Raw genomic sequence first — 13,247 nt, forward strand, 5'->3', positions numbered from 1 at the left:
GGGGGATTGCGGGTGTCCCGCCCTGTCCTAGCCGATGGTTCCGGTGGATCCGGTGACCGTCGGGCTGCTGCCCACCGACGACTCCGGTGTCACCACGGGCACCTGCTGCTCCTCTGCCAGGCCGATGCACTGCCCGGAGTTGTGGCCGGTGCAGGGAATGGACCCGCCACCGCCGGGAATGTTCACCGCCGCCAGATCAGGGTTGCCTGCGATTGCCGAATACGGCTGTCCGGCGTTGGGCACCAGATGCGGAACGCACAGGGAGGTGTAGAGGTCGTGCTCCTCGCCACCCGGGCACTGGGCGAGCGGGCTGGCAGCGGGTGTGGGCATCGCGACGAAGGCGATCGCAGGCGCTGCCGCTACTGCGACGGCGAATCCACCGGCAATGATCAGTCGTCGTGCTGGGAACTTCATGGTCGCCATCGTCACGCTTTCTGTAGATCTCCTGACAATTCTCGTCGGGGCGATTGTATGGAAACTGGGCGCAATCTGCATGCGTTCGCAAAGTTTCCTGTCAATATTGCCAATCGATTTGCGCAGGCCAAGCGGACAAACTATAGGCGTCAACGCGGAAGGGCCGGACACGAAAACCGTGTCCGGCCCTTCCGGTTGGGTGGTTGCGCCGCCGGTCAGGCGGCTGCGCCCATCGATGCGCCCGCTACGGGCTGGAGCTGACCTCCGAATGCGGGACCGCGATGGGACCCGCAGCGTTCTCTTCCTCGCCAAGCCCGATGCACTCACCGGAATTGTGTCCGGTGCACGGGATGCCATTGATCTCGGGAAGGCCGCCGACAGGTGCGGTGCTGGAGAAGGCGGGCGAATTGGGCACGATATCGGGCACGCAGATATTGGTGAACTGGTCTTCTGTCTCGCCGCCCGAACATGCCGAGACCGACGGCGCCGAGCTGCCGCTCGTCGGAACGGCGAACATTGCGACTGCTGGAGCGGCAGCGATCGCGACAGCGAATCCCCCCGCAAGGAGCAGTCGTCGAGTTGGAAGCTGGAAGGTCGCCATCGTCACGCTTTCTCTAGTTTGCTGGCTGTGTCTTCTAGGGAGCGGGGACTCGCTGTCAGCCAGCTGACCGCAGTCGTCCGGTTCCCTGCCTATGCCTCATCCGAAGTTGTAGCAGGAGTGGGCATCTGCTAGCGCAAGCGTACCCTCGCTCAATGGAAAGCACCTGCTGATATCCAGTAAATGCCCGCCGCCCCTGCCATCTCTGTGAGGTGTCTGTCAGGTTGCTGTGGCACGGCTGGACGGATATCGGTGCCTGCGGCTCGACGCGGCCGAGATCCCGGCGGTCGGGCCCGTCGGCCGTGGAAGTAATGTGCATTACATCTGACGCATTGAACGTAACGAGGTGTGCACGTGGCCAGTCCGGACCTGACCAACGCCGAATCGGTTCCGCAGGAGCCGGCCATGCAGGTCACGTACGAAACCTTGGACGAGGGGCGCATCGCGCGCATTTGGCTGAACCGGCCTGAGGCCCAGAATGCGCAATCGCGCACACTGCTCGTCCAACTGGATGAGGCGTTCGGCCAGGCCGAGGCCGATGACACCGTGCGGGTGGTGATCCTGGCCGGGCGCGGGAAGAACTTCTCCGCGGGCCACGACCTGGGTTCGGAGGCGGCGCTGCTGGAGCGCAAGCCAGGCCCCGATCAGCACCCGACGTTCCGCTCGCACGGGTCGACCAAGAGCGGCGTCGCGGAGAGAACGTATCTGCAGGAATGGCATTACTTCTTCGAGAACACCCGCAGGTGGCGGGACCTGCGCAAGATCACCATCGCGCAGGTGCAGGGCAACACCATCTCGGCGGGCCTGATGCTGATCTGGGCGTGCGACTTGATCGTCGCCGCCGACGACGCGAAGTTCAGCGATGTCGTCGCGGTGCGGATGGGTATGCCGGGCGTCGAGTACTACGCGCACCCATGGGAATTCGGTGCGCGCAAGGCCAAAGAGCTTCTGCTGACCGGAGATTCGATCGACGCCGACGAGGCTTACCGCCTCGGCATGGTGTCGAAGGTCTTTCCGCGCGCAGAGCTGGAGGACAAGACCGTCGAGTTCGCGCGTCGCATCGCCGAGAGGCCCACGATGGCGGCCCTCCTTGTGAAGGATTCGGTCAACGCAGCAGCCGATGCGATGGGATTCACCGAGGCACTTCGGCACGCGTTTCACATTCACGAGCTCGGTCACGCCCATTGGGCGGCGGCCAACGAGAACAGGTATCCCATCGGCCTGCCGCCCGACGTCCCGGATTGGCGCACGCTCGGCGCGCCGACGCCGTCGCGTCGCGACACCCCTTGACGTGCGTGGTTCTATAACTAGAACCTGTTTCAGTTTGTCGAAGGGGTAACGGTGCAGCTCTCGTTGGTGGAGAAGACGGTCCTGGTCACCGGCGGTGGCAGCGGAATCGGCAAGGGAGTCGCCGCGTCGGCCGCCGCGGCGGGTGCGAAGGTGATGATCGTCGGCCGCAACGCCGACAGGCTGGCGGCCGCCGCCGAGGAAATCAAGGCCGTGGCCGCCGGTGGCGGCGAGGTGCGCTACGAACCCGCCGACGTCACCAACGAAGACGAAGTGAGCCGGATCGTCGAGGCGGCCACCGCGTGGACTGGCACGCTGCACGGGGTCGTGCACTGCGCAGGTGGCAGCGAGACGATCGGCCCCGTCACGCAGATCGACTCCGAGGCGTGGCGGCGCACCGTCGACCTGAACATCAACGGCACCATGTACGTCCTCAAGCACGCGGCGCGCGAGATGGTCCGTGGCGGTGGCGGATCCTTCATCGGGATCTCGTCGATCGCGGCGAGCAACACGCACCGGTGGTTCGGCGCCTACGGGGTGTCCAAGGCGGGCATCGACCACCTGATGCAGCTCGCCGCCGACGAGCTAGGGCCGTCCTGGGTGCGGGTCAATTGCATCCGGCCCGGCCTCATCAGGACCGAACTCGTTGCGCCGGTGCTGGATTCGCCGGAACTGCGCGCCGACTACGCAGCCTGCACGCCGCTGCCCCGCCCAGGTGAGGTCACCGACATCGCCAACGCGGCGGTCTTCCTGCTCAGCGAGGCGTCCAGCTACGTCACGGGTCAAATCATCAACGTCGATGGCGGCCTGCTGGTGCGTCGCGGGCCGGATTACTCATCGATGCTCGAGCCCTTATTCGGGGCAGACGGCCTGCGCGGTGTCGTATCGAGCTAGCTGCCGGTCGGATCGGCGGCACCGGCCTCCCAAGCGGCCAACGCGCCGATCGCCGACCAGTCGAGGTCGGCGCCGCCGCGGGCCAGCAGCGTCAGGAAGCGGTCACGGATCAGGCTCGCTACCGGCATCGGCACCCGCAGTTCCTCGGCGGCGGCCAATACGAGGCGGATGTCCTTCTGTCCGAGTGACGCGGCGAATCCGGCAGGCTCGAACTGCTCACCTGCGATCAGCGCGCCGTACGTCTTGTAGATCGGGGCGCCGAACAGCGTCGAGGTGAGGATGTCGAGGTATTGGTGCTTATCGACCCCGGCCTTGCCGACCAGCGCCATCGCCTCGCCCAGCGACTCGATCACCGATGTGATCAGGAAGTTGCCGCTCAGCTTGACCAGGTTGGCGGTTTTCGGCTCTTCGGACACCACGAACGTGCGTTGGCCGATGGCGTCGAACGCCGCCGACATCGATTCAAGGGTCGCGGGTTCACCCGCGGCAACGACGAACAGCTTGGCCGCCTGAGCTGCTTGCGGCCTGCCGAACACCGGTGCAGCGACGAACTGCTGGCCCGCATCGGCGTGCGCGGCGGTCATCCGTTCCGACAGCGACACGCTGATGGTCGAGGAGGACACGTGGGTGGCACCCTTGGCGAGCGAGGCCACGATGCCGCCCTCACCGAAGGTCACCCCGGCGACGGCGTCGTCGTTGGCCAGCATCGACACCACGACGTCCCCGCCGCAGGCCTCGGCGACCGAGCCGGCGGGCGTCGCGCCCTCGGCGGCCAGCGCGTCGACCTTGACCCGCGTCCGGTTGTAGACGGTGACATCGTGGCCCGCCTTGATGAGGTTCGCGGCCATGGCCGACCCCATCTTGCCAAGGCCGATGAACCCGATCCGCATCATCGCGGCCGCCTAGACATCGATCGTGGCCGGAATGCGCGGCCCCCAGAAGTTCAGGTGGTTGGTGGAGTGCCGCAGTGCCGTCCATCCCGGGATGATGTCCCAGACGCCGTACTTGTCGTGCGGGTTGTCACGCAGGAAGAAGCCGAGGTCGAAGCCGGTCTTCACAGCCCGGAAGATGCTCAATGGCCCCAGCTCGCCGGACTCCAGCCAGTGTGCGAGGTTCTCCGCGATCTGGGCGATCATCGCGAATGGGTCCATCAGCGACAACGGTGTCACCAGGTCGTAGCCCTGCTTCAGGTAGGTGCCGCGGATATCGGCATTGCCGTAGATGTCGCCGGGCAGGCAGTAGTCGAACCAGTCGATGGTGCCGGTGTTGACGATGTTGTCGCCGGAGATCCCCTCGTAGGCCAACTGGTTGCCGAGATGGAAGGTGCGGCCTCTGCCGCGATGCGGTGAGGCGATCGCATGAATCCACCGGCAGTCGCGTTGTCGCGGCGTCAACGATCCAGACACCAGCTCACGGCCGACAAGAGAGGCCACCGCGCCGCCCTGGCTGTAGCCCAGCAGCCCGAACGAGCCCTGATGTTCGCCGATCAGCCGTTTCACCTCGGCGATGCCCATATCGCGTGACTTCAGGTAGGACGGATTGCCCAGAGCCGCCAGCAGATCCTCTCCGCCACCGGGGATGGGACCGAAGCTCGCCGGGTAGTTCACGTAGACGACGTCGAACACGCTGCGGTTCAAAAAGTCGGTGATGCCGCGAAGCATCCCGATCTCGGCGCCGGGAGTGATTCCGCCGGGATTGCCATTCGCCGCCGCCACCGCTTCCCACGTCCCTGGTATGCAAAACAGTTTGTGCTTGGCCATCAGCCGAGTATGCGCCTGTCGGGCGCGTGTCGAAACCGTGTCGAGTCAAATCCACAGGGGCTGAGCAGTTTTCGCCTCGACAACGGTCTGCAGGCCGCGGGCCGCGTCGGACGCATCGCCGACGATGGCGGCCATGGCGGCAGGCTTGGGTGGATCATTGCGCGCGAAATCTGCCATCACGCCGGGCCAGGGGCCTACCCTCGTCGATATGTCTTTATCTCCCGATGACGCGCACCGAGTGCCGATCGAAAGCGTCCGTTGCGGTGATCCGATCTACGACGCAGATGGCGGATGTCAGCATTACAAGGTCCTTGAAGCCAGGCCGATCCCCGGCGGCGGCGTGGTCATGGAACTGGAGTGTTTGCAGAACAACCAGTGCCAGGTGATCGAGAAGTCGTTCCCGCAGGGCTACCTGGTCGGCAGATCGACCCGCCACTTCCTGTAGACATTCGCCTGGAGCGATTGCCCGTCGGCAGCCCTACCTAGCGTTCTCTGTGGTTGCCGGTGTGCTCGACGAGATCTTCTGCACGACGAACTCTGCGGCCTGGTCTGTCAGGCCGTCGGCCGGATAGAGGTTGTGCGCATTGGTGTCGCCGCCGCCCGGTGAGCAGATCGGGTCCTCGGGAATGCACAGGTCCGCCGTCTTGGCCGCGTAGAGATGTCCGACCGTGATCGGCGGCGCGGTGTTGGCGATCATCTGCAGGAACCCGCTCGACGGCTTTCCGAACAGCGCCACCGCAGCGACGTGGTCGGCCACTTCGGGAGGCATCGGCCCGGTGAGGCCGGCGGGCATCGCGAAGCCGACGGGGACGGAGTCCGCGGTGAGATATCCGGCTACCGCCGCTCCCTGGGAGAAGCCGCCGAGCACGATCTTGGTTTTCGGGCATTCCGCGGCCACCGCCTGGACCCGGTTGCTCGCGTCGATGACACCGTCAGCCGCCGTCTGGAAATCCAGCGACGCTGGGTACTCCACCGGATAGACCTCAAGAGATTTACTCCCCAGCTTCGAGCGCAGGGAATCGACGAACGCCTCCCCGGTGCCACCGACACCGGGTGGCTCGAAGGTGCCGCGTGCGAACACCAGCTCGACGTCGGGGCACGGCGCCGCCGACGCAATTGGAGTTGAGATCAGCGGGCTCAGCAGCGCGGCCGCGATGAGTCCCGTTGCTGCGAACAAACGATTGATGACGATCAACTCGGTCCACCGCCTCTTTAGTGCTTTCCTGACGTCTGGCGGGGCCACATCGCGCACCGCGCAACGGTGCCTACCCAGCACCGCCTGATTCAAAACCACTGCGTACCACGGCTTGCCAACCCCACACCAGCCATCTTCATCCTCACCCAGAACCGGGCGGGCTCGCAACCGCTATGTCGACTATTCGGCCTCTTGAGCACATCGCCGCCCAGCGGGCCCCGACAAGGCAGAATGCTCACAGCAAGTACCAAGTGCTTGGCGACACAGAAATGAGGACTCGTGCCCATGGTGAACTATTCGGTCCCGGCTCGACGGCTTTTCCCTGCCGCGGTGCTGGCGCTGGCGGTTGTCGGCGCTCCATTGGTGGCTGTGACGGCAATGCCGGGTGCGGTGGTGTCCCCGCTGGCGGCGTGCACCGGCGGCGAGGAGGAGGACGTCTACACCACGTCCTGCGTCCCGATGCTCGTGCCCAACTCGCCCGACAACGACGGGTTCACCACGAACGCCGCCAATCCCGACATCCCTGAGATCGACGGCGTCCCGTGCACCGGCCACGACAGCGGTGCCTGCATCGGGTTGGCCGAGGAGCAGCAGGCAGAAGGGCCGCAGCCGGTTCCTCGGTCGACCATCAGCTCCAGCCCGTAGCCGGCTCGCTCCTGGCCATGGCCAAGGCCCCCAAACGGGGCGGATGGGCCATTTCACAGCCATGCCCGAGTTTGGGATGGCCTGCTCGAGGTATCCCCCGTGAAGGCTCGACTCACGAGTCGTACCCGGACTACGAAGGGAACGCATCATGGGCTTAGGAGACAAGGCCAGCAACAAGATCGACGACCTTGGCGGCAAGGCCAAAGAGGCCACCGGCAAGGCGACCGGCGACAAGAGCACCGAGAACGAGGGCAAGGTCGACCAGGCGAAGTCGAGCTTGAAGGATGCAGGCGAGAAGATCAAGGACGCATTCAAGAACTAGCCGACACTGGTTTCCTCGGCCCGCCACCCTCACCGGTGGCGGGCCGAGCGCCGTCTTAGGTACTGCCGGACCGACACCGGTCGAGATTGCAGTAGTCGACTACCGAGACGGTCGCCCCGCACGCGGGTGACGATTACCGCCGTGGCCAATCCGTGCGCAACACCGACGCGCGACTGGTCGAGCCCACCGCGTGTGCGCGCACCCAAGCTCGTTCAGGGCGTCGAATTCGCCGCATGCCGCCGTAGGGCAATGCGGAATTGGATCAAGCGGCACGGTCGCATCTTCGACATCAACGTCCCGTTCTTCGGTCGATGCGTTGTGGTTTCCGACCCGATCCTGGTGAGGGCGGTGTGCACCGCGAGCGCCGAACAGCTGCACAATGTGGCGCCGAATCTGAGCAACTGGTTCGGGCCCGGGTCGATGTTCGGGCTTGACGGCAGTCGGCATCGAGCGCGGCGTCGGCTGCTGGCGCCGGCATTTCATGGTCAGCGCCTCGAGAGCTACGAGAAGGTCATCGTGGCCGAGACGATGCGGGAAAGCGCGAATTGGCCTGAGGGTGAAGAATTCCGGATTCTCGAACCGATGAACAGGATCACTTTGAACGTGATCCTGCTGACCATCTTCGGCGCCGATGGAGCCGAACTCGAGGAACTACGCGCGATCGTCCCGCCCTATATGAGGCTCGGACAGCTCGTGGCGTTCGTGCCTGCGCCGCCGTCCAGGCTTCGCCGCCGCAGCCCGTGGGGCAGGCTGGACGAGTTCCGCAAGGCATTCGACGGAATCGTATGCGCGCTGATCGCTCGCGCCGGTGCCGATTCGGCTCTCGGCGAGCGGACCGACATTCTGGCCTTGTTGGTCCGCACCGGGATGGCTCCGCTGGATATCTGCGACGAACTGCTGACCCTGATCGGCGCGGGCCACGAGACCACGGCGTCTGCACTGGGCTGGGCCTTCGAGCGGTTGCGGCGCCACCCCGACGTGCTGGCCGAACTCGTCAGGGAGGTCGACGAGGGGGGCAGCGACTTCCGTCGGGCCACCGTTGTGGAGTTGCTGCGAGTACGCACCGTCATCGACGTGGCGGGCCGTCGGGTCTGCGCGCCGGAATTCGACCTCGGCGGGTGGCGGATTCCGCAGGATCGCGCCGTGCTCGTCCGCATCGCCGATCTTCACGAGAATCCGGAGATCTTTCCCCACCCCGAACGGTTCGATCCGCATCGCTTTCGCGGCACCAGGCCGCCCGCAGCATGGCTGCCGTTCGGCGGCGGGGCACGGCGGTGCATCGGTGCCGAGTTCGCGATCGCGGAGATCGATATCGTGCTACGGACGGTGCTGCAGAACTTCCACATCCAGACCGATGCCGCCGCCGACGAGAAATCGCACTTCCGGGGAATCTCCCACACCCCGAAACTCGGCGGCCGCCTAGTAGTGAACCGCAGAAGATAGTCCATTGTGTCGACCCAGCTGATCAAGCCCTTAGGCGCATCGAAACTCGAAATCCGTTGCAATGCGGGCGATGCCATTGTCGCCAACCTGGCGATCCATTTCGTCTTCTTCTTCGAGCGCCGTCTCGAAACGGCGGCGCTCGCCCGCGCATTTGCGCACGCTCTCACGAGTCTTCCGATCTTCGCGGGGCGAATGGTCACCGACCACCACGGCAGGATGCGAATTCGCTGTGAGGGTCAAGGCGTGCCGTTCACGTGTGTTTCGTCCGACCGCACGCTCGACGACGCGATCCGATCGACGACGCAAGACAGTGGTGGCTGGCTCGTCGACGCGGTGAACGGCGCCGCGGCTCGTTGGGGGCTCGGCCCGCTGTGCAAGGTACGTGTCACGCATCTTGGTCACGATGCGACCGCAATCGGGTTCTCGTGGCACCACGTGATCGGCGATATGCAGACGTTGATGATCTTCATGAACGCGTGGGCCGCCGCCGCCGCGGGCCTGCCGATCGGTGCACCGTTGCTCGTCGAGGACCGCGTCGCCTACCTCGACGAGCGCCTCCCTGCCGATGGTGCGCGGGAGCCGGGGGTGCGTTGCCTCGGCGCCGCAGAACTCGCACGCAGCGCGCTGTACCTGGCAAGGGGCGCGCGCAAGCAGCGAACACTGAGCCTCTACTTCGCCGATGACGAGATCGCCCGTATGCGCGACGCCTACGGAAGTCGGATGTGGTTGTCCGCGAACGACGTTGTGTGCGCGCATCTTTCCGAAGCGCTGATGAACGCCGACCCCGCGGTCGACGGTCGTACCCTCGCGATCGCCGTGAATGTGCGCGGTCGCTGTGGCCTCGACCCGATGCTCGTCGGCAATATCATCACGACACTGAACATCTACCTGCGACGCGGGGAGGCGGCAGGCACGATTGCCGAGCGCATCCGGCACACCGTGGACCACTTCGCCGACGAACACTGCGACATGCGCATCAACCAACAGTTCCTGGATGATGCCGGTGCGTGGCGGGCGGCGTGGTGTGTATCCACCGCTTTCGATCCCGCCCGGTGGAACCCGCTCATTACGAATGTCGGCGGTTTCGGGGTCTACCGCATCCGGTTCGAAGACACCTTCACGTCCTACTGCACGCTATTGATGAAGTTGCCCGTTGCGGGCCTTGGCGTGCTGATGGACGGGGCAGACGGTCACGGGCTGGTCTTCCAGATGGCATTGCCGCCCAGGGAAATCCAGGCTATGTCCAGCGCCGCGGTTCAAGAACACCTGCACCGGTTTCGGAACCAGGGCGACGACATTCCGCGGTTGCACCGTGAGATTCACGCCTGATGGCGTCAGCTGGTTCGGAGTATCTCGACAGTCTCGAGCCGTCGCGAATGGATCACCGGGTACACCGCGGCGGCAAGCACCAGTATGAACACGCCCGCCACCCCGGTTCGTAGCGCCTGCGGCTGCACACCCCATTCGATCTTGGTGCCGTAGAACACCGGTGAGCCCAGTGACCAGAGATACGTCAGCCCCACGCCTCCGAGCGCAGCGAGACCGGCGACGAGCAGGCCGAGCAGGCCGGCGTTGGCGATGATGACGGCCTGCTCCTGCCGGGAAGTCACCCCGATCGCCCGTAACGCCGCTCGTTCCCGCCTGCGTTGCACAAGTCCAAGCAGGAAGACGTTCAGCACGCTCAGACCTGCCGCCGCCATCACTACGTACCCCGCGAACGTGATCGGCTGCAAGAACCGGGTGATCCCGGTGCTGGCCACCGAACGCCACTGCTCGTTGTCGTAGGAGAACAGTCCGGCGCCGAGGTTAAGGAAATCGCTGCGGTGGGCGGTCGCGTCGGCAGGGGACGGATAGGCCACCGCGACCTGATCGCGCACGGCCGCCCAGTCGATGCGTGCCAATCGTTCCGAGACCAGCACGATGTCACCCAGTGCGGCGTCGTTGATCATCTGCGGACGGAAGATCCCAGCCACCCGGTACCGCTTCGGGCCTGCGACCGTCGGCAGCTCGACGGTATCGCCGGGCGCGACGCCGAGCCGACTGGCCGCGATCTCGGTCAGGCCGACTTCGCCGTCGCGCAGACCCTGCCAGAACCTGTTACCGACGTCGGTCGGCTCGTAGAGAGCCTGGCTGTACCAGTCGCCCGGCGTGACGCCGACGACTTGTCGCGACGATGTGCCCGACGAGATCGTCGACTGCCATCGCGACGACATGCTCCGCCCGCCTGCGGCGGTGGCGACCAACTCGTAAGCGGCCTCGGAAATCCGGCCGTCTCGTTGATCCAGCACTGCCTGCGGGGTGATCAGCAACGCGGCGGGCAGTCGCTCGGCCTTTTGCGCGGCGACTTGTTCGGTGCCGAGAAGTTGCATGCTGTTGGAGCCGATGGCGAGGCTGGTGCTCTCTGCGAGTAGCGCGGCGGACAGAGCGAACAGCAGCGTGTAGCGCCGAATATCGGCACCCAGCAGCCGCCCGACGGCCGGCCGCACTCTTGTCAGCAGCCCGCTCGACAGCCCGGCGGCACGCGGGGCGATCCATGCCGTCACCAGCACCACGCCGAACAGCGCCACCGTCAAGCCGTTGATGCCCGTGCTCAGCGGCAGCGACCCGTGCTCGAAAATCGACAGCAGCACGACGGCAGCGACCAGCAACGCTGCCCCCACGATCAGCGGCCACGTCGGGATCGTCCTGGCGCGCTGCACCCCGCCGATGCTGGCCATCGATGCCAACGGCCCGTCCCGGACCAACCTTGCGGCAGGCCCGAACATCGCGAGGATTCCGCAGACGATGCCCGCGGCGGCCCCTATCGGGATCAAGCCGAGTGTGAAGTGCGCCGCGATGGTGCCACCCGACCCGGCCAACATGGATCGTCCGAACTTGTCCACCAGATACTCGCCGAGCAGGAATCCGCTTGGCACGCCAAGCAATCCACCGAGCAAGCCCACCACCGCGCCTTCGCCGAGCATTCCGCCGAACAGGCCGACCGGTTTGGCGCCGATGGCGCCGATGGTTCCCATCACCGCACGCCGGTCCTCGACGGCCAGCAGCACGGTGTTCACGGCGATCAGGATGCCGACGATGATGCCGGCCAGCGCGACGAGGTTGAGACTCTGTGTGCTGTTGGCGAATACGACAGGAAGGTTCGGCTTTGGCGGGCCGGCTGTTGCGATGCCTGCGACGACGCGATCGACGTCGGCTGTGACGTCGGCGCCCTTTCTCGGAAGAACAAACGCGGCGCTGACGTAACCGGGGGACGAGAGCAGCGACGCGGCGACGTCCGTCGACGGTGCTATCAGCACGTAGCCGTCGTTGATCCCCTCGACGCGGTCGAACTCCGGGAACGTCCATCCGAGGTGCATCGAACCTGGCGGCAGGCCGGGGAGCCGCAGTTCGTCGCCGAGCGATACGCCATGTCGCTGGGCGATGGGCGCGGGCATCAGCAGCGGCACGCCGGGACCGTTTGCGGGCTTGACGTCGCGGGCGCGCTGTTCGCAGTCGAACGAACCGACCAGAAGCTCGATCTGGCACGAGCCGCCGAGCAGAAAGAAGCCTGCGGGCGGGCGGAGCTGGGTGGGCGATGGTCCAGTGCCGCCTGCGACATCGACCGGTGTCAATCTGGCGACGATCGGGATGACCGCCTGCGCCCCCGTCACTTTCTCGCGTAGTCGGGTGACCGTCTCGATCGGCAGTCGGCCGCTCACGTTGGGCTTCACCTCCACCACACCGGCGTCGGCGGCATGGGTCAGCGATGGGCCGAATGCGTCGAACGGCCGGGACAGCTCGGCTTTGAGTATCAATGTGCCGAGGACCACCGTCACCCCGATCGCGACGCCGATCACGCTGAGCAGCGTCCGGCGCCAGTCGGCGATCAACGCGGCGAGGTGGATGCGTCGGAACGACACCAATCCAGCGCGCAACGTGTGCATCACCGGTCGCCGATTGGGGCGGCGTCGTCGACAGCGCTCGCCCGCCCGTCGACAAGGTGGAGCTCGCGAGACCCGTACCGCGCCGCGACCGCATCGTGGGTCACCATGACGACCGCCGCACCGTCTTCGTCTGACAGCGACCGCAGCAGACGCAGGACCTCGGCCGACGAATGGCTGTCCAGGTTTCCGGTCGGTTCGTCGGCGAGAACGATGGACGGCCGGGCCACCAGCGCGCGCGCCACCGCCACCCGCTGCATCTGGCCGCCCGACAGTTCGGCGGGCAGGTGGGCCGCTCGGTCGCCGAGCCCGACGCGTTGCAGTAGCTCCTCGGCGCGCGCATCGGCGTACCGGGCAGACACACCGTCGAGCACCAGCGGCAATGACACGTTCTGCACCGCGGTCAGCGTCGGCACCAGATTGAAGAACTGGAAGACGAATCCGAGGTTTCGCCGCCGGAACGCCGCACGCGCACCCGCACTCATCGACCACACGTCCTGGCCGGTCACCGCCACGGTGCCGCTGTCCGGCGCGTCCAACCCGCCCGCGACATGCAGCAGGGTCGATTTGCCCGCCCCAGACGGCCCGGTCACCACGACGAATTCGCCTGCATCCAACGTGAAGTCGAAGTCGACGAGCACGCGTAACTGCTCGTCGCCCCGCTGATACGTCTTGCCGACGCCTTCGAGCTGCAGTACCGGTGTCACGCTATTGATGGTGATTCGCGTGGGCTGCGACGGCCGCAGTAGCGCGCTACTGCAATCTCACC

General features: G+C 65.8%; 14 protein-coding genes. 7 read left to right on the top strand and 7 right to left on the bottom strand.

The window, feature by feature from the left end; all coding sequences use genetic code 11:
- Window positions 1–27: 27 nt before the first annotated feature.
- Both D6M19_RS14735 and D6M19_RS14740 read right to left on the bottom strand, forming a co-directional pair.
- Entirely contained in the window at window positions 28–423 is a 396-nt protein-coding gene (locus D6M19_RS14735) for an intersectin-EH binding protein Ibp1 (RefSeq protein WP_123025974.1), read from the bottom strand.
- A 235-nt stretch (window positions 424–658) separates the two neighbouring features.
- Window positions 659–931, bottom strand: coding sequence for an intersectin-EH binding protein Ibp1 (locus D6M19_RS14740; protein ID WP_327389797.1), 273 nt, complete (start codon window positions 929–931; stop codon window positions 659–661).
- 486 nt (window positions 932–1,417) lie between these two features.
- Between D6M19_RS14740 and D6M19_RS14745 the strand changes: the two genes are divergently transcribed.
- Window positions 1,418–2,302 (top strand): enoyl-CoA hydratase, encoded by an 885-nt coding sequence (locus tag D6M19_RS14745; RefSeq protein WP_123026089.1) that lies wholly within the window; start codon window positions 1,418–1,420, stop codon window positions 2,300–2,302.
- A gap of 51 nt (window positions 2,303–2,353) precedes the next feature.
- A complete protein-coding gene (locus tag D6M19_RS14750) occupies window positions 2,354–3,193 on the top strand; it encodes an SDR family oxidoreductase (protein ID WP_123025976.1) in 840 nt (279 codons plus the stop codon).
- On the opposite strand, the gene D6M19_RS14755 is transcribed toward D6M19_RS14750, so the two are convergent.
- Window positions 3,190–4,083 (bottom strand): NAD(P)-dependent oxidoreductase, encoded by an 894-nt coding sequence (locus D6M19_RS14755; protein ID WP_123026090.1) that lies wholly within the window; start codon window positions 4,081–4,083, stop codon window positions 3,190–3,192. The two genes, D6M19_RS14750 and D6M19_RS14755, sit on opposite strands and share 4 nt — an antisense overlap.
- A gap of 12 nt (window positions 4,084–4,095) precedes the next feature.
- Window positions 4,096–4,953, bottom strand: coding sequence for a putative serine hydrolase (locus D6M19_RS14760; RefSeq protein WP_123025977.1), 858 nt, complete (start codon window positions 4,951–4,953; stop codon window positions 4,096–4,098).
- A 133-nt stretch (window positions 4,954–5,086) separates the two neighbouring features.
- Here D6M19_RS14760 and D6M19_RS14765 point away from each other — a divergent pair, with 133 nt between their 5' ends.
- Entirely contained in the window at window positions 5,087–5,398 is a 312-nt protein-coding gene (locus D6M19_RS14765) for a hypothetical protein (protein WP_234834860.1), read from the top strand.
- Window positions 5,399–5,431: 33 nt separating this feature from the next.
- Here D6M19_RS14765 and D6M19_RS14770 read toward each other — a convergent pair whose 3' ends face one another.
- Complete coding sequence (locus D6M19_RS14770; protein WP_123026091.1) at window positions 5,432–6,148, bottom strand: cutinase family protein; 717 nt, start codon at window positions 6,146–6,148, stop codon at window positions 5,432–5,434.
- Window positions 6,149–6,433: 285 nt separating this feature from the next.
- On the opposite strand from D6M19_RS14770, the gene D6M19_RS14775 reads away from it, so the two are divergent.
- The 4 genes from D6M19_RS14775 (at window position 6,434) to D6M19_RS14790 (ending at window position 9,887) form a co-directional block, all read left to right on the top strand.
- Window positions 6,434–6,793, top strand: a complete 360-nt coding sequence (locus D6M19_RS14775; protein ID WP_123025979.1) for an intersectin-EH binding protein Ibp1 — start codon at window positions 6,434–6,436, stop codon at window positions 6,791–6,793.
- A gap of 148 nt (window positions 6,794–6,941) precedes the next feature.
- The gene (locus D6M19_RS14780) at window positions 6,942–7,115 is read left to right on the top strand and encodes a CsbD family protein (protein ID WP_123025980.1); all 174 of its coding nucleotides are present in this window, start codon (window positions 6,942–6,944) and stop codon (window positions 7,113–7,115) included.
- Between the two features lie 126 nt (window positions 7,116–7,241).
- A complete protein-coding gene (locus D6M19_RS14785) occupies window positions 7,242–8,558 on the top strand; it encodes a cytochrome P450 (protein ID WP_407665346.1) in 1,317 nt (438 codons plus the stop codon).
- A 6-nt stretch (window positions 8,559–8,564) separates the two neighbouring features.
- Window positions 8,565–9,887: an acyltransferase gene (locus D6M19_RS14790; RefSeq protein ID WP_164478492.1), complete on the top strand. Its 1,323-nt coding sequence runs from the start codon at window positions 8,565–8,567 to the stop codon at window positions 9,885–9,887.
- 5 nt (window positions 9,888–9,892) lie between these two features.
- Here D6M19_RS14790 and D6M19_RS14795 read toward each other — a convergent pair whose 3' ends face one another.
- Both D6M19_RS14795 and D6M19_RS14800 read right to left on the bottom strand, forming a co-directional pair.
- Window positions 9,893–12,457: an FtsX-like permease family protein gene (locus tag D6M19_RS14795; RefSeq protein ID WP_234834862.1), complete on the bottom strand. Its 2,565-nt coding sequence runs from the start codon at window positions 12,455–12,457 to the stop codon at window positions 9,893–9,895.
- A gap of 23 nt (window positions 12,458–12,480) precedes the next feature.
- On the bottom strand, window positions 12,481–13,185 hold the full coding sequence (locus tag D6M19_RS14800; RefSeq protein WP_123025984.1) for an ABC transporter ATP-binding protein: 705 nt from the start codon (window positions 13,183–13,185) through the stop codon (window positions 12,481–12,483).
- Between the last annotated feature and the right edge of the window lie 62 nt (window positions 13,186–13,247).

This window comes from Mycolicibacterium stellerae, assembly GCF_003719305.1.
Taxonomy (GTDB): domain Bacteria; phylum Actinomycetota; class Actinomycetes; order Mycobacteriales; family Mycobacteriaceae; genus Mycobacterium; species Mycobacterium stellerae.